The organism is Mesorhizobium mediterraneum (assembly GCF_002284565.1).
GTDB lineage: Bacteria > Pseudomonadota > Alphaproteobacteria > Rhizobiales > Rhizobiaceae > Mesorhizobium > Mesorhizobium mediterraneum.
The window spans coordinates 1-14,800 of record NZ_NPKI01000027.1 but is presented as its reverse complement, the minus strand read 5'-3'; the positions used below and the strand labels follow the sequence as shown (position 1 = coordinate 14,800).

Here is a 14,800-nt window from a genome sequence, read left to right as displayed (position 1 = left end):
CAGGCCCGGAAGCTTCACACTTCTTCGGGCGCGCAGCCGAACCTCAGCAGATTGCCATGCGGGTCCCAGACATAGAATTCCTTCATGTTCCACGGGCGAACGGTGAAAGGGCTGAGTTTCTCGACGCCGCGCGCCGAAAATTCGGCATGCAGCGCCGGCACCTCGCCGCCTCTGATGTAGCAGGACGACACTTCCGGCAGCTTGCGGTCGTCGCTCTTCCAGAAGTGAATCTCCATCTCGTTGCGGCGCATGATGAGATAGTCGTCCATCTCGGGCCCGACGATGCCGAAACCGAGCTGGTCGCGGTAGAAATCGCGCGTCGCCTTGATGTCGGGCGAGGCCAGCACGGGAATGCTGCGCGCCGGGTCGGCTGCGGGCAAGGCCATGTCACGCGCCCTCGACGACCGAAAAGCCTTCGAACTGCGGATGGTCGAGATAGTGCACCTTGGTGGTGCCGGTATTGCGGTGCGCCGCGCGGAAATTCTCGGATTTGGTCCAGGCGACGAAATCCTCATGGCTCGCCCATACGGTGTGCGAGGCGAACAGCGTGTAACCTTCGGCCTCGTTGACCGGACCGCGCAGCAGATGAAATTCCTTGAAACCTTTCATCTCCGAAAGGCTCGAATCACGGTTCTTCCAGACGTCCTCGAAGGCGTCCTCAGAGCCGTTCTGGACTTTGAAGCGGTTCATGGCGATGTACATTGGGCTGTCCTTTCGGGATTGGTGAACTGTGACCGTAGATGGAAACGACGAGGTGAAGATTCTCAAAACGGACCGATCGCACCTGTAAACACCAGATTGTTGCCGACTTTTGTCGGGATGGGAGGAAAGGGGGCTGCCTTCCTCACGATACCGAGCACGACCTGATCGAAATCTTCCGAACCAGAACTCTCTAGGATGCGCAGCTCATTGATGCCGCCACGGCTGCCAATGACGAATGTGACAATTGCATTGTTGCGGGCGGTTGCTTGCACCGAGGGCGGGACGCTGCGATTGACACGGCTGAGCTTTCTTATGACGTCGCTGCGGTAGCTGGATTCCGCCGCAATACCTGCTTCATTTTGTCTCTTGCCCTTACTCGCCGCCCGAGCAGAGCGGTCCCGGCCATCTGCCGTGCCGCGCTTCTCATCTGCTTCGCTTGTCCTTGAAGGAGGCATTGGTGGGCTTGGTCTGGCGCTGGGGATCGGCGGCTGCCCGGCAAACACAGCAGGCGCTTTGGTGCTTTCTGTCTGAACAGTTGGTTGTACTGGGCGCTTTGGGGCCGCGCTCTGGTCATCGGAGACCCCGGACGCCAATATGTCTGGCAGGGCCGCCGACTGTTTGACAGCTTCCGGGGAAGGTTCAAGGGGCGGCTTCGTCGCTTCTTTGGCGGGCTGAGGAGGCATTGTTGGCGGCACCGGTTTCTTTGCCGCCGCTGGTTTGGTCGGCTGCGGGTTCGGCACCAATGTGACCTTCATTGCCTGCGCTTCCCGATCCAGGGCGCTGCCAACCACGTTGGCGCCCGACTGATCGCTGCCTTCCGACTGAGTGGCATCCTGGAAGTCAAATGTCCCGGCCGGCGATAACAGGAAAACCGCCGCCACCGCGGCGTGGAGAAGGCAGGAAGTGACAATCGCCAGCACCCACTTGCGGTTCCGGGCAAATGGCGTCGCCTGGGGCTCGGCCGGTGCTATGGCCAGCTCGCCGCCGACGTTAGGGAGGGGACTGATTTCCTGCATGTCGCGGAACGGAAACTGCAGCGGCCCGCTTGTCAAATCAAGATCATTTGCCCTCGGCGGCAACGGTCCGGCCAGCGGCCATGCCACGATGTTCCGTCCGAGCGCGGGCTCCAGTCCCACTGCGTTCTCAGACCCCGAAGGCGATGCCGGTCTTGGTCTCGGTCTTCAGCCTGCGCATGCAAGCGTCCGGCTCGATGCCGGTGCCGGCGCATTCGGTCGCGCTGTTGATCAGCACGCGGCTGACCTTGGCGCAGTCGGCGCCTGCAAGATCGAAACGCGTCACCTTGGTCTTGCCCGCCGGCAGGTCCTTGAAGTCGAGCACGGTCAGCCGGTCGACGACGCCAGCCTCGTTGAACAGCGCGATCTCGAACGCCGCTTTCGAGAGGTCGGCGCCGAGAGTGTTGTTGACCACGAACGTCAAACGGCAGCCCTTGTCGGAAGGTTGTGCGCCGTTGAGTTCAAGCGTGAGACCAGGGACCGGCGCGGACTCTTGCGCCCACGCCGGACCCATCACAAGCGGCATTGCCAGCACCGAGGTCAGCAGGCGAAGCGATGCCGTCAAGCTTGCCATTGTCGTCAGCCTCCAAATCGCATTGTCGCCGCCAGCTTCAGCGTGACGCCGGGCTCGTAAATTACACTCGTGGCCGATGCATTCAACGGATTGGTGTATTTCACGTCGAACAAATTGTCGGCGCGGAAATCGACCTTGAAATTGTCGGTCGCCTGGTAGCTGGCGAAGGCATTGACCAGCGTGTAATCCTTGGCCACCGCGTTGCCCTTTGGCTTGCCATTGTACTGCACCTCGCCGCCGACGGTCAGCTTATCCTCCAGAAAGCGCAAGCCGAGTTGCGCGGTGACTTGGGACGAAGGGACGGTGACGAGGTCTGCCCGCTCGCCCTCATAGGAGATGGTGTGGCCATCGATAATCGAGGCCGACAGCCCGGCGAAACCCCAGCTGGCGTCATAGACAGCTTCCATTTCAAAGCCGCGGATCTTGGCTTTTGCGAAGTTCTGGTACTGGAAGCAGATCGGGATGCCGGGGCCGAATGGGCAGCCGCTGGTCGGATCGAATGCCGATAGCGTTACACCGTCGATGTAGTCGTCGACGTCGTTGTTGAAGTAGGCCGCCTTGAAACGAAACGCGTCGCCGGCTTCGAGGATGTCGTCGTGCTTATAGTTGACACCGAATTCGACCGTCTTGCCGGTTTCAGGCTTCAGGTCGGGATTGGGGAGAAACGGAAAGCTGACGCCTGCCGGATGGTTGCCACTGATGAGAGTTTCCGACAGCGACGGGGAACGATATCCCTCCGCATAGGTGCCGTAAAATTGCAGTCCCGAAAGACTGGCGGTTTCGAATGGCGAGACGCCGACGGTGATGCGCGGCGACAACCGGTCGCCGGAGGTTTCGCCGACATCGCTTTCGAGGTTGTAGCTGTCGTAACGCAGCCCGGCGATGACTTCGAGCCAGTCCCATGTGAGCTTGTCCTGGACGTAAGCGCCGGAAACGTTTCGCTTTCCCGAAGGGGTATAGAAACTGGCGCCGCCTGCGGTACCACCCGTCTCGACGTCGTCGCCAACCCAGTCGCCACCGTAGGTCAGCTCGTGCGCAATGCCGGCGGTCTCGAACCGCGAGGTGTTCCAGATGTCGATGCCCGAAGTGCCGATATCGAAGGTCGACATCGAACCCGCCGGCAAGACGATGGGAAGACCGGTGACTGGATCAAACCGGTTTTGCGGGACAAGGCTTGTCATTTCCATGTCGGTCTTGTTGTAGGAGGCGTTGATGTGGAGATCGAGCCAGCTCTTGTCTTCGTCGGTGATGTTGTAGCGGCCCGTGAAGGTATTCGCTTTCAGGTCGACATCATTCACCGGCGTGCCGCCGCTGACCTCGTTCCACCCGTCGCTCGTGCCATTCCAACCCAGCTTCAGTTCGCTGTTTTCAGTGGGGCGGATGGTCGTCTTGAGCAGGCCGCTCAAGACATCGAAGCCGGTGCCGTTCACCGTATCGCCGCCGCCATCCTTGTAGTCGTCATAGTCGCGATAGACGATGTTGCCGAGGACATCCCAGTTCTCGTTGAAACGGTATGCGCCGGCAGCGCTGGTCGTCCAGCCTTCGCCATTGCTCTCGTAGCGCCCGGTCGCAGACGCCGCCCATGTCTCGCCGTCGCGAAGATAGTCGTCCGCGTCCTTGGTTTCGAACAAGACGACGCCACCAATGGCGCCCGAGCCGTAGGTGTTGGCAACGGGGCCGCGGATCACATCGACGGATTTGATGAGCTCCGGGTCGATATAGAAGGTCGATTGCGTGCCGTGATCGGAGCGCTGGAAATTCTGCCGCGCACCGTCGACGATCACCGCGACGCGGCCGAAATCCTGCAAGCCACGGATATTGATGCTTGAACTGACGCGCCTTGCGTCCGCCTGGACCGCTACACCAGGCACACCCAACAGCATTTCGTTAGGTGTGGTCGCCATGCGGCGTTCCAATTGCTCCTGATCGACATGACTGACCGAAGCCAGGGAATCGATCGCCGTCTCGCCGGTGCGGCTGATGACCAGGATCTGGTCGAGCAGCGTTGCGCCTGCCGGGGCCAGCGCAGCCTCTTCAGGCGTCTGCGCTTGTTCGGGCTGCTGCTGGTCTGTTGCCGGTTGGGCGGCGTGTTGAGCGTTGGCTGACGGCGTGAGCAGAGCAATCGCCGCAGCACCCGCCAGCAGTGCGGCGATTCCCGTTGCCATAGACCGGCCCTTTGCCATCGATCGATGCGCCGGACCTTGATGCGCCGGACCTGGGCTGCTATTCGCCAGACCCAGCCGTCCCCAATTCGCCAACCCCATGCCCCAACTCCAAAATGCCTGGTTCGATGCTGGCTGGCTTGAAGCTTGCTGGCATTTTTCGTCGTGTCCGGCGTCTTAAATCTTGACTCACTTAGTCCGGTATTGCACTGACTAATAAACATGATTATTCAAGTCAAGAAATGAATCGGCATCTACGCAACGCCTAGCCAGACGCCCGGCACAGGAAAGGGATCGAACCAGATGAACACGCACAATCCCAGTGACTTTCGCTATCGCGTCCGCCGTTCCGACGACAATTCGGCTCGTTTCGACCGGGTTCCGTTGACCGTGAGAACCCTGTCCAGCAACACGCTGTTCCAAGGCGAGCACGAGATCGGCATCGAGCATCACGGAGCGCTCTACCGGCTGAAGATCACCCGTCAGGGCAAGCTCATCCTCAACAAGTAGGCAAGAGTAGGTATCTAAGAGATGGACCAGCGCGTAAAACCCGCTCCGCACGAGATCCGGTGGGCGCGGGCAGACAATCCGAAGACGCGCGAGCGCGATCTCGCCGCCCAACTCGGCATTTCGGAGGCCGAGCTGGTCGCCGCGCATTGCGGCGACGGCGTCGTCCGCGTCGAGCCGCGCGTCAACGATCTTCTGACCGGCCTCGAAGCCGTCGGCGAGGTCATGGCGCTGACGCGTAACGAAAGCGCTGTTCACGAGAAGATCGGCGTCTACGACAAAGTCGTCACCGGCAACCACAATGCCATGGTGCTTGGCGAGAACATCGATCTGCGCATCTTCCCGAAAGTCTGGACGCACGGCTTTGCCGTCGAAAAGCGCGACGGCGGCGATATCAGGCGCAGCCTGCAGTTCTTCGATGCGGCAGGCGAGGCGGTGCACAAGGTGCATCTGCGGCCCGCGTCCAACCTCTATGCCTATCAGAAGCTGGTGGCCGAGCTCGAATCGCCAAACGAGGAGTCGACGGTCGCAATTTCAGACGGCGGATTTGCCGACGAGACCGAGGCTTCCGACGCTTCCGCTGATGTCGACGATCTGCGCGACCGCTGGAGCCGCCTGACTGACGTGCACCAGTTCTTCGGCATGCTGAAGACGCTCAAGCTCGACCGCCGCCAGGCGATGCGCATGGTCGGCCAGGATTACGCCTGGCTGCTCGACAACGATGCCGTCAGCGCCATGTTCCACCATGCCGCCGAGGGCGAGATGCCGATCATGTGCTTTGTCGGCAATCGCGGCTGCATCCAGATCCATTCGGGCCCAATCAAGTCTATCAAGCCGATGGGGCCATGGATCAACGTGCTGGACGAGACCTTCCACCTGCATCTGCGGACCGGCCACATCCATGAGGTCTGGGCCGTGCGCAAACCGACCAAGGATGGCCACGTCACGTCTCTCGAAGCCTATGGCGCCGACGGCAAGATGATCATCCAGTTCTTCGGTAAGCGCCATGAAGGTGAAAGCGAGCGCGAGGACTGGCGGTTTCTGGCAGAGAACCTGCCGCGCATTCCAAGCCCGACCGCAGCCTGAGGACAACGACAATGGCTCCTTTGCTTAAACGGGCGCGTGTTTTCAGAACGACGCTTGGGGCCGCGATCGGCCTTGCCCTGGCCTTTGCCGCATTGCTGCCGGCCCGTGCCGCCGAAGGCACGGAGGTCTTTGCGGACCCGTCGAAGATAGCGGCCATCGGCGGTTCGATCACCGAGATCGTCTTTGCGCTCGGCGAGCAGGATCGGCTGGTCGCCCGCGATTCGACCAGCCGTTATCCCGAGGCGGCGCTCAAGCTGCCTGATGTCGGCTACATGCGCCAGCTGTCGCCGGAAGGCGTCCTGTCGGTCAATCCGTCAGGCATCCTGGCGCTGCACGGCAGCGGGCCGAAGCAAGCGGTCGACGTGCTGAAGAAAACGAGCATTCCATTCATCGAGGTGCCCGAGCGCTACGACCATGAAGGCATTCTCGAAAAGATCCATATCGTCGGCAAGGCGCTTGGCGTGGACGCCAAGGCCGATGCGCTGGCAGCCGAGATCGATGCCAAGCTGAAGGCCGCCGAAAAGCAGACCGCTTCGATCAAGGAACGCAAGCGCGTCCTGTTCGTGCTGTCGATGCAGGGTGGCAAGATACTCGCATCCGGCAGCGAGACTGCCGCCGACGGCATCATCAAGCTTTCGGGCGGTGTCAACGCGGTTGACGGCTATTCCGGCTACAAGCAATTGTCCGACGAGGCTGTTATCACCGCCAAGCCGGACGTGATCCTGATAATGAACAATGCCGGTCCCGCCGCATCCGATGACGAATTGTTCGCGAACCCGGCCATCTTGTCGACGCCGGCGGGTGCGGCGCGCAAGGTGATCCGCATGGATGGCGGCTATCTGCTCGGCTTCGGGCCGCGCACGGCCGACGTCATCCACGACCTTGCCGCCTCGCTTTATGGCGATCAGGCCGCGGACTGAGCGGGCTTCCAATGGTGGATCAATCGATCGCTGGTGCGGGCACCATGGCGACAGCATCCGACGGCGACCGTTCGGGGCGGGCGCGCATCGTCATTCTGCTTTTATGCCTGGGACTTGCCGTTGCCGTCCTGCTGTCGCTGACATCAGGCGCATCCGATGCCTCCGCCGTCAGCGTCGTCGGCGACTGGCTGTTGGGCGCAGCACCCGGCAATGAGGCGCTGAGCGCCCGCGACCGCCTGATCGTCTACGATATCCGCCTGCCGCGCGTCATCCTCGGTGTGCTGATCGGCGCCGCGCTTGCCGTCTCCGGCGCGGTCATGCAAGGGCTGTTCCGCAACCCGCTGGCAGATCCCGGTCTCATCGGGGTTTCGGCTGGGTCGAGCCTCGGCGCGGTGGCCGTCATCGTGCTTGGCGCCACGGTGCTGGCGCCGATAACTTCGGTGCTGGGCACGCTCGCTCTGCCGCTTGCCGCGTTCTGCGGCGGGCTGGCGACGACATTGGTGCTCTATCAGGTCGCCACCCGGCAAGGCCGAACCTCGGTTGCCACCATGCTGCTCGCCGGTATTGCGCTGGCTGCCCTTGCCATGGCGCTGACCGGCATCCTGATCTTCATGGCCGACGACCGGCAGTTGCGCGACCTGACCTTCTGGCAGCTCGGCTCGCTCGCCGGCGCGACCTGGCAAAAAATCGGCTCAGTCGGGCCGATCATCGTGCTGGCGTTGGCGGCGATGCCGTTCCTGGCGCGCGGCCTCAACGCGCTGGCACTGGGCGAAGCCACCGCCGGCCATCTCGGCATCCCGGTGCAGCGGCTGAAATACACTGCAATCATCGGCGTTTCGGCGGCGGTCGGGGCATCTGTCGCGGTCAGCGGCGGCATCGGCTTTGTCGGCATCGTGGTGCCGCATCTGTTGCGCTTGGCTATCGGCCCGGACAACCGTTATTTGCTGCCGGCGTCGGCCCTGCTTGGCGCTTGCCTGCTGCTTCTGGCCGATGCCATCGCCCGCACCATCGTTGCGCCGGCCGAGCTGCCGATCGGCATCGTCACCGCGATCGCGGGCGCTCCGTTCTTCCTCTGGATCCTGCTGCGCAAGCGTGGGGTCATCGACCTGTGAGAGGGTTTTTATGATCGATGCGCGGGATGTCTCGGTGGCGATCGGCGGCAAGCGTATCGTCGCCAATGTCGATTTCGACATGCGGCCCGGCGAAATCGCGGCCATCGTCGGCCCCAATGGTTCGGGCAAGACGACCTTCCTGAGGGCGCTGTCCGGCGATCTTGCCTATTCGGGAGAGGTCACCATCAACGGCCGCGACCTCTCGGTGATGAAACCGGTCGAGGCCGCGACGATGCGCGCCGTCCTGCCGCAGGCGACGACGTTGTCCTTTCCCTTCACGGTGCGCGAGATCGTCAGGCTCGGCCTGCTCGGCGGGCGCTCGGGCGCGCTTCCCGGTGAGGACGAGCGCCTGCCCGAACGGGCGCTGGCGCGGGTCGACCTCGACGGCTTTGCCGGCCGTTTCTACCAGGAGCTTTCGGGCGGCGAGCAGCAGCGCGTGCAGTTGGCCCGCGTGCTCTGCCAGGTCTGGGCGCCGGTCCTCGACGGCAAACCGCGCTATCTCTTCCTCGACGAGCCGGTTTCCAGCCTCGATATCAAGCACCAATTGATCATCATGAACATCGCCCGCGACTTCGCCAGACGGGGCGGCGGCGTGGTCGCCATCCTGCACGACCTCAATTTGACGGCCATGTATGCCGACCGGATTTTCGTCATGCATCGCGGCAGGCTAGCCGCCACTGGCTCACCGCAGGACGTGCTGAGCGACGATCTGATCGAAAAAGTGTTCGATTGCCGGCTGAGGGTAGGCGTGCTGCCGGCCGGAGACATGCCGTTCGTATTGCCGCAGTCGGTCTGTTGATATTCAGGTGATGCCGGCCTGCAAATGGCGATTTCCTGCGCTTCCGTACTCACGTACCCAAACGTACGCTCCGTTCCGGTTCTCGGAACCCACCTGTTTGGTCGCTTCGCGCCCGTCTTCGACTCCGGCTCGGCCTGACCTGAATCTCAACAGACCTAGCCAAACCGCGATGCGACCAGGATCAGGCGGCCGGCGCCCTTTGCACCAGCATGTCGATGCCGAGCAGGTGTCGCACATTCGGACGCGCCGCCACCATGTCGGCGATCGTGTAGCGCTCAAGCACGGCGAAGAAGGCGTTGAGCGCCTCGCGAAGCGCCGAATTCAGCGCGCAACTGTCGACCAGCGGACATTCGGCGGCATCGTTCTCGAAGCATTCGGCCATGGCGAAGCTCTCTTCGGTCACGCGCACGACGTCGAACAGCGTGATGGATTCGGCCTCGCGGCCGAGCCTGACGCCGCCGTTCCTGCCGCGCACCGTCTCGACCAGACCATGCTCGACCAAAGGCTGCAGGATCTTGAAGAGAAAAAGTTCAGACACCGAATAGGCGGCCGCGATCTCTGGGATGCGGCTCAGCCGATCGGTGTTCGCGGCGCAATACATCAGGATGCGCATGGCGTAATTGGTCTGGCGTGTCAGCCGCATTTTGTCCTCACGAAGCATTAGCTCAAGCCTAATATGGCCTATACCTTGGAATAATTCCAGACAAGCATCGCATAATAGGTGAATTTTTTTGTCAAGTTTGTGTGCAGGGTCGTGCAAAACATCACCCCGATTAATCTGGGGCGCATTCGGGCGGGCGGATTACTAAATTAAGTCCGCGAGATCGACCAGGAGTAGTTCATCCATGTCACAATCAGCACCGACTTTGGCATCCGCCCGGTTCGATGCCGACGCGGACGCCAATCTTTCGGCGCTTCGGCGCACCAAGTTCGTCGCCACCGCGGCGCTCGCGCTCTGCGTCCTCATCTTTGCGGTGGCCAAGTCCTTCGAGGGCCACTATCCGTGGCTGGGGTTCGTCGCCGCTTTCGCCGAGGCGGCGACGATTGGCGGGCTGGCCGACTGGTATGCGGTGGTAGCGCTGTTCAGGCGGCCGCTCGGCCTGCCGATCCCGCACACCGCCATCATTCCGGAGAACCAGAACCGCATCGCCGACAATCTCGGCCGCTTCATCGAGGTCAATTTCCTGGCGCCCGAGCCGGTGCGCGAAAAGCTTGCCGAGGTCGACTTTTCCGCGCTCGTCGCCGACTGGCTGGCCGACCCCAACCGCGCCGCCGATCTATCGCATTTCGTCGGCCGGCTGGTGCCGCAGACGCTGGCGGCCGTCAAGCAATCGGGCCTGCGCGGCTTCGTCACCAGCCGCATGCTGGAGCAGATCGAAAAGGTGCCGCTGGCGCCGCTCGCCGCCGAGTTGCTGTCGGCCCTGACCGACGACCGCCGCCACCAAAGGCTGTTCGACGAATTCACCAAGGTCGTCGGCCGCTTTTTGAGCGACGAGCAGGCGCTGGCGAGCATGCGGGAGAAGATCCGCGAGGAACTGCCGTCGCTGTTCAACCTTTTTCGCGCCGACGCCTATCTGCTGAAGAAGATCGTCGCCTCCGCCGGTTCGCTGCTCGACGAGGTGAGGGCCGATCCCGAACACCCGATGCGCGCCGAATTCGACCGTTTTGTCCTGACCTTCGTCGAGCGGCTGAGGACATCCAAGCAATACGCCAAGCGCGCCGAGAAACTGAAGCGCGATTTCCTCGCCAGGCCGGAGCTGAAGGCGCTGGCCGGCGACATGTGGGAAAGCCTCAGCCTGTTCATCGAGCAGGACGCCAAGGCGTCGAATTCGATGATTCGCGCCCATCTCGCCAATATGTTCGTCGAAGTCGGCCGCCATCTTGCCGGCGACGCGCAGATCAGAGCCGACATGAACCAGGGGTTCGTCGTGGCGCTGTCTTCCTTCGTCGAAAGCCAGAAGAGCGGCGTCTCGAAATTCATCGCCGATCAGGTCAAGCGCTGGGACCTTGCCCAGCTCACCAGGCTGATCGAGATGAACATCGGCAGGGACCTGCAATATATCCGCTTCAACGGCATGGTCATCGGCGGCCTTGCCGGCGTCGCGCTTTATACGGTGGAACGGCTGTTCCTCGTCGGCTGAACCGCGATGTGTTGCGCCTTCGAATGGACCGCGAAGCGCCAGTGCCCTATTCTTCTCCTCAGGCGCTGCATTCGCAACAAGAGGGGAGAAACCACCATGGCAAAGCAACCGGATCCCGGCTCTTTCATGGACATGTTCGGCAGGTTCGGCCGCGACCTGAAGCTGCCGAACGTAGACGTCGAGGCGATCCTCAACCATCATCGCAAGAACCTCGAGGCACTGGAAAAATCAGCCAGGGCAAGTGCCGCCGGCGCGTCGTCGCTATTCTCCCGACAACGCGAGATGCTGCAGGACACGCTGCACGAAATCGCCGACATGGCGCAGAGCTACAGAGCGCCGGGCGATCCTCGGGAGTTGATGGCCAAGCAAGCGGCGTTCGCCAGGAAATCCTTCGAGACCGCATTGAAGAATGCCGGCGAAGTGGCCGAACTGGCAAGGAAATCCGGCACCGAATCGGTCGAGATCCTGCGCGACCGCATCAAGGAGGCGATGGAGGAAATCCGCACCGGCTACGACAAGAAGTAGGCTATTCCCAAGCCAAAGCAGACGGACTTTTCTCCCGCCTATCCGGCTCCTGAAAGTCGTATTGTTGATTCTCGGCCTCGGCGAGGCACAAAGTTTCTCTTGGCCCGGATAGCCTGTTTTGCGGCGCTGGACACAGGCGTTGACGCGATCCGACCGAGGATGCCGCAGCGGAACGCGCGGAGCGAATTGACAGAGGCGGCCGGTTCGTGGTCGGGAGGCAGGACAAGTGATCGGGAAAGCAGGCGATCGGGAAAGCAGGAATGACGCAAACACGGCCGAGGACGCCGCCGACCTACGAGCAGCTCAGGATGATGACCGGGCAGGAGCTCGGTGTGTCGGACTGGACGACGGTCGACCAGAGCCGCATCGACCAGTTCGCCGAATGCACGGGCGACCGCCAATGGATCCATGTCGATCCAGAGCGGGCGAAGCGGCAAAGCCCGTTCCGCACCACCATCGCGCACGGCTATCTGACGCTGTCGATCATCGGCGCGCTGGCGCTGGACATGGGCATCGTGCCCGAAAACACGCAAGCCGCCTTCAACTATGGCTTCGACAAGGTGCGGTTCCTGGCGCCGGTCAGGGCCGGCGCGCGCATCAGACTGCGCATCACGCTTTTGTCCGTGGAGGACAAGGGCCCCGGCCAGTATCTGATGAAGGCCGCCAACATCGTCGAGATCGAAGGTGAGCAGAAGCCGGCGCTGACGGCCGAAACGCTCGTCATGCTTTACGAGCGGCGCAAGCGGGGCAGGGCCTGAGGCGAAGCGCCAAGGCCTGCATTTCCGTGATAGCGAAAATCAACGCGACATCGCCTCCTCGAGTGTCCTGAAAATTCTCTCGTCTGCCGACTGCGCGACGTTGAAGCGCAGGAAACGGCTGGCAGTTTGAGACAGGCTGAACGCATTGCCGGGCGCCAGCACGATATTGGCCGACAAGGCGCGGCGGGCCATTTCAGCTGCATCCACGCCTTCCGCTAGGCTGCACCACAAGAACATGCCGGCCGGCTGGTCGATCCACGGCGTGATGCCGATCGCCTTCAGCCGCGTGCTTGTCTCAGCCATGGCGCGTGAAAGCCGCGTGCGCAACAAATCCACGTGCTTGCGATAGAGACCGTCCTTCAGCAGCGTCAGCACCAGTTCGGAGGCAAGCCTGCCGCTGCCAAAGGACGTGGCGATCTTGAGGTCGGTCAACCCATCCATCCAGTCGCGTGGAGCCGCGATGAAGCCGCAGCGCACCGACGCCGAAAGCGTTTTTGAGAAGCTGCCGATATGGACGACGCGACCAAGCCCGTCGAACGCCGCCAGTCTGGGCGCGGGGGTGTGTTCGAAGTCGGCAAAGATATCGTCTTCGATGATCGTCAGATCCGATTGGTCGGCGAGCTTGAGCAATCGATGGGCGACGACCGGCGACAGAATTGCACCCGTCGGATTGTGAAGTGCGGAATTGGTGATGTAGAGACGCGGCTGGTGCTCCGTCAGCGCCTGCGCGAACAGCTCGATATCCGGTCCCGACGGCGTATAGGGAACGCCGACCACCTTGGCCCGGTGAGCGCGCAACAGGGCATGGAAGTTGAAATAGCAGGGGTCGTCCACCAGCACCGTGTCGCCCGGCTCGAGCAGGAACCGGCAGAGGAGGTCGATCGCCTGGGTTCCCGATTCCGTCAGCATGATCTGGTCGGGAGACGCCTCGATGCCGTGCCCTGCCATGCGCCGTGCGAGCAGATGACGCAGCGGCGGCAGCCCGAGAGGCGTGCCGTAATCCGTCAGCGTGACATCATCACCTCGTGCCAATGTCCGCAATGCCCGGCGCAATCCAGCCTCCGGCATCCACGATGCAGGCAGCCAGCCGCAGCCGGGTTTGAGCACACCGTCGCCGGCTTCCAGCGACTGGCGCGAAACCCAGAGCGGATCGACGGCACGGTCAAGCCTGGGGCCGATCTCGGCCAGCGATAAGGGAGCCAGCGGTCCGGCGGCATAGAAACCCGAACCTGGACGCGAGCGGATGATGCCTTCCGCCGCAAGACGCTCATAGGCTTCGACCACGGTGGATTTGGAAACCTGCACGGTTTTCGCGAAAGCCCGGATCGAAGGCAATCGTGTTCCCGGTGTCAGGCTGCGCGCGGCGATCCTCTGCCTGATCGTCGCCATGACGCTTTCGACAAGCGTCCCGCTGCCCCCACTTGCCGTCGTCTGCTCATCCATCCGTACTGCTCAACCTACCATGACAGTTTTGCAAAACTGTACCTCATTGTCTCTGGTGGCGCCATGCGTCCGGCCCGATAGAGGCGAGAGCATCAGGAGCGTGCGATGGACAAGACGGCGGGTGGTTGGATGAACGGATTCGTGGGCGTGCTGATTTTCAGCGGATCGCTTCCGGCAACGCGTGTTGCGGTGATGGATTTCGATCCGGCCTTCCTTACCGTCGCCCGTGCTGCCACGGCAGGCATACTCGGCCTCGCGCTTCTGCTCATTTTTCGCCAGAAGCGCCCGGAGCGGCAGGATCTGTTGTCGCTGGCCATCGTGGCGCTCGGCGTCGTGGTCGGCTTTCCCTTGCTGACCGCGTTGGCGCTCAAGCATATCACCTCGGCCCATTCCATCATCTTCGTCGGCCTGTTGCCGCTGGCGACCGCGATCTTCGGCGTTATTCGTGGCGGCGATCGCCCCAAACCGGCCTTCTGGCTGTTTTCGTGCCTTGGCAGCGCCCTCGTTGCCGGTTTTGCGGTGACGCAAGGCGTTTCGGCCTCGCCGATTGGTGACATGCTGATGCTCGCCGCAATTATCCTGTGCGGACTGGGCTATGCGGAAGGAGCCAAGCTGTCGCGCAAACTTGGTGGCTGGCAGGTGATCTCATGGGCGCTGGTGTTGTCGCTGCCGGTCATGCTGGCCCTGACGCTCATCACCATGCCACCGTCGCTCGAAACCATAGGCAAAGCCGCCTGGATCGGCTTAGCCTATGTCTCGCTGTTCAGCATGCTGATCGGTTTTGTGTTCTGGTATCGCGGACTGGCGCAAGGCGGCATCGCTGCGGTCGGACAGTTGCAGCTTCTCCAGCCTTTCTTCGGCCTCGGGCTGGCGGCAATGCTGCTGCACGAGCAGGTCAGTCCTGCGATGATCGCCGTCACTGCCGCCGTCGTGCTTTGCGTGGTCGGCGCGAAGAAATATGCGAGATAGGACAACCCTTCTTCCTTCTCCCCTTGTGAGACCTTTGCACAGAAGCCGAACGGTGATTCTGTGGTGAAGGTTGGAGCAGGGAGATTCGG

General features: G+C 62.2%; 16 protein-coding genes. 9 read left to right on the top strand and 7 right to left on the bottom strand.

What is annotated here, in order from left to right; translation table 11 throughout:
• Positions 1-14: 14 nt before the first annotated feature.
• The 5 genes from CIT25_RS22085 to CIT25_RS22065 form a co-directional block, all read right to left on the bottom strand.
• Entirely contained in the window at positions 15-386 is a 372-nt protein-coding gene (locus CIT25_RS22085; RefSeq protein WP_095486647.1) for a bleomycin resistance protein, read from the bottom strand.
• A 1-nt stretch (position 387) separates the two neighbouring features.
• Positions 388-702, bottom strand: coding sequence for a heme-degrading protein HmuQ (gene hmuQ, locus CIT25_RS22080; RefSeq protein WP_095486646.1), 315 nt, complete (start codon positions 700-702; stop codon positions 388-390).
• Between the two features lie 62 nt (positions 703-764).
• Entirely contained in the window at positions 765-1,805 is a 1,041-nt protein-coding gene (locus tag CIT25_RS22075; RefSeq protein ID WP_342587109.1) for a TonB family protein, read from the bottom strand.
• Between the two features lie 40 nt (positions 1,806-1,845).
• Positions 1,846-2,289 carry a hypothetical protein gene (locus tag CIT25_RS22070; protein WP_095486644.1) on the bottom strand — a complete coding sequence of 148 codons (444 nt, stop codon included), beginning with the start codon at positions 2,287-2,289 and terminating at the stop codon, positions 1,846-1,848.
• Between the two features lie 5 nt (positions 2,290-2,294).
• Entirely contained in the window at positions 2,295-4,454 is a 2,160-nt protein-coding gene (locus CIT25_RS22065) for a TonB-dependent hemoglobin/transferrin/lactoferrin family receptor (protein ID WP_245329947.1), read from the bottom strand.
• Positions 4,455-4,754: 300 nt separating this feature from the next.
• Here CIT25_RS22065 and hemP point away from each other — a divergent pair, with 300 nt between their 5' ends.
• The 5 genes from hemP to CIT25_RS22040 are packed head-to-tail and all read left to right on the top strand — an operon-like array spanning position 4,755 to position 8,875.
• The gene (gene hemP / locus CIT25_RS22060) at positions 4,755-4,961 is read left to right on the top strand and encodes a hemin uptake protein HemP (RefSeq protein WP_095486642.1); all 207 of its coding nucleotides are present in this window, start codon (positions 4,755-4,757) and stop codon (positions 4,959-4,961) included.
• A gap of 21 nt (positions 4,962-4,982) precedes the next feature.
• Entirely contained in the window at positions 4,983-6,044 is a 1,062-nt protein-coding gene (locus tag CIT25_RS22055; RefSeq protein WP_095486641.1) for a hemin-degrading factor, read from the top strand.
• Positions 6,045-6,055: 11 nt separating this feature from the next.
• Entirely contained in the window at positions 6,056-6,964 is a 909-nt protein-coding gene (locus tag CIT25_RS22050; protein ID WP_095486640.1) for a heme/hemin ABC transporter substrate-binding protein, read from the top strand.
• A gap of 11 nt (positions 6,965-6,975) precedes the next feature.
• A complete protein-coding gene (locus CIT25_RS22045) occupies positions 6,976-8,076 on the top strand; it encodes a FecCD family ABC transporter permease (RefSeq protein ID WP_095486639.1) in 1,101 nt (366 codons plus the stop codon).
• A 10-nt stretch (positions 8,077-8,086) separates the two neighbouring features.
• Positions 8,087-8,875 carry a heme ABC transporter ATP-binding protein gene (locus tag CIT25_RS22040; RefSeq protein ID WP_095486638.1) on the top strand — a complete coding sequence of 263 codons (789 nt, stop codon included), beginning with the start codon at positions 8,087-8,089 and terminating at the stop codon, positions 8,873-8,875.
• A 181-nt stretch (positions 8,876-9,056) separates the two neighbouring features.
• On the opposite strand, the gene rirA is transcribed toward CIT25_RS22040, so the two are convergent.
• Positions 9,057-9,518 (bottom strand): iron-responsive transcriptional regulator RirA, encoded by a 462-nt coding sequence (gene rirA, locus CIT25_RS22035; protein WP_095486744.1) that lies wholly within the window; start codon positions 9,516-9,518, stop codon positions 9,057-9,059.
• Positions 9,519-9,720: 202 nt separating this feature from the next.
• On the opposite strand from rirA, the gene CIT25_RS22030 reads away from it, so the two are divergent.
• The 3 genes from CIT25_RS22030 to CIT25_RS22020 all read left to right on the top strand — a co-directional run bounded on the left by CIT25_RS22030 (position 9,721) and on the right by CIT25_RS22020 (position 12,299).
• Entirely contained in the window at positions 9,721-11,016 is a 1,296-nt protein-coding gene (locus CIT25_RS22030) for a DUF445 domain-containing protein (RefSeq protein WP_095486637.1), read from the top strand.
• A 96-nt stretch (positions 11,017-11,112) separates the two neighbouring features.
• The gene (locus tag CIT25_RS22025) at positions 11,113-11,541 is read left to right on the top strand and encodes a phasin family protein (RefSeq protein ID WP_095486636.1); all 429 of its coding nucleotides are present in this window, start codon (positions 11,113-11,115) and stop codon (positions 11,539-11,541) included.
• 260 nt (positions 11,542-11,801) lie between these two features.
• Complete coding sequence (locus CIT25_RS22020) at positions 11,802-12,299, top strand: MaoC family dehydratase (protein ID WP_095486635.1); 498 nt, start codon at positions 11,802-11,804, stop codon at positions 12,297-12,299.
• Positions 12,300-12,338: 39 nt separating this feature from the next.
• On the opposite strand, the gene CIT25_RS22015 is transcribed toward CIT25_RS22020, so the two are convergent.
• Positions 12,339-13,742: an aminotransferase-like domain-containing protein gene (locus CIT25_RS22015; protein WP_095486634.1), complete on the bottom strand. Its 1,404-nt coding sequence runs from the start codon at positions 13,740-13,742 to the stop codon at positions 12,339-12,341.
• Positions 13,743-13,847: 105 nt separating this feature from the next.
• Here CIT25_RS22015 and CIT25_RS22010 point away from each other — a divergent pair, with 105 nt between their 5' ends.
• Entirely contained in the window at positions 13,848-14,711 is an 864-nt protein-coding gene (locus CIT25_RS22010; protein ID WP_095486633.1) for a DMT family transporter, read from the top strand.
• Positions 14,712-14,800 lie beyond the last annotated feature (89 nt).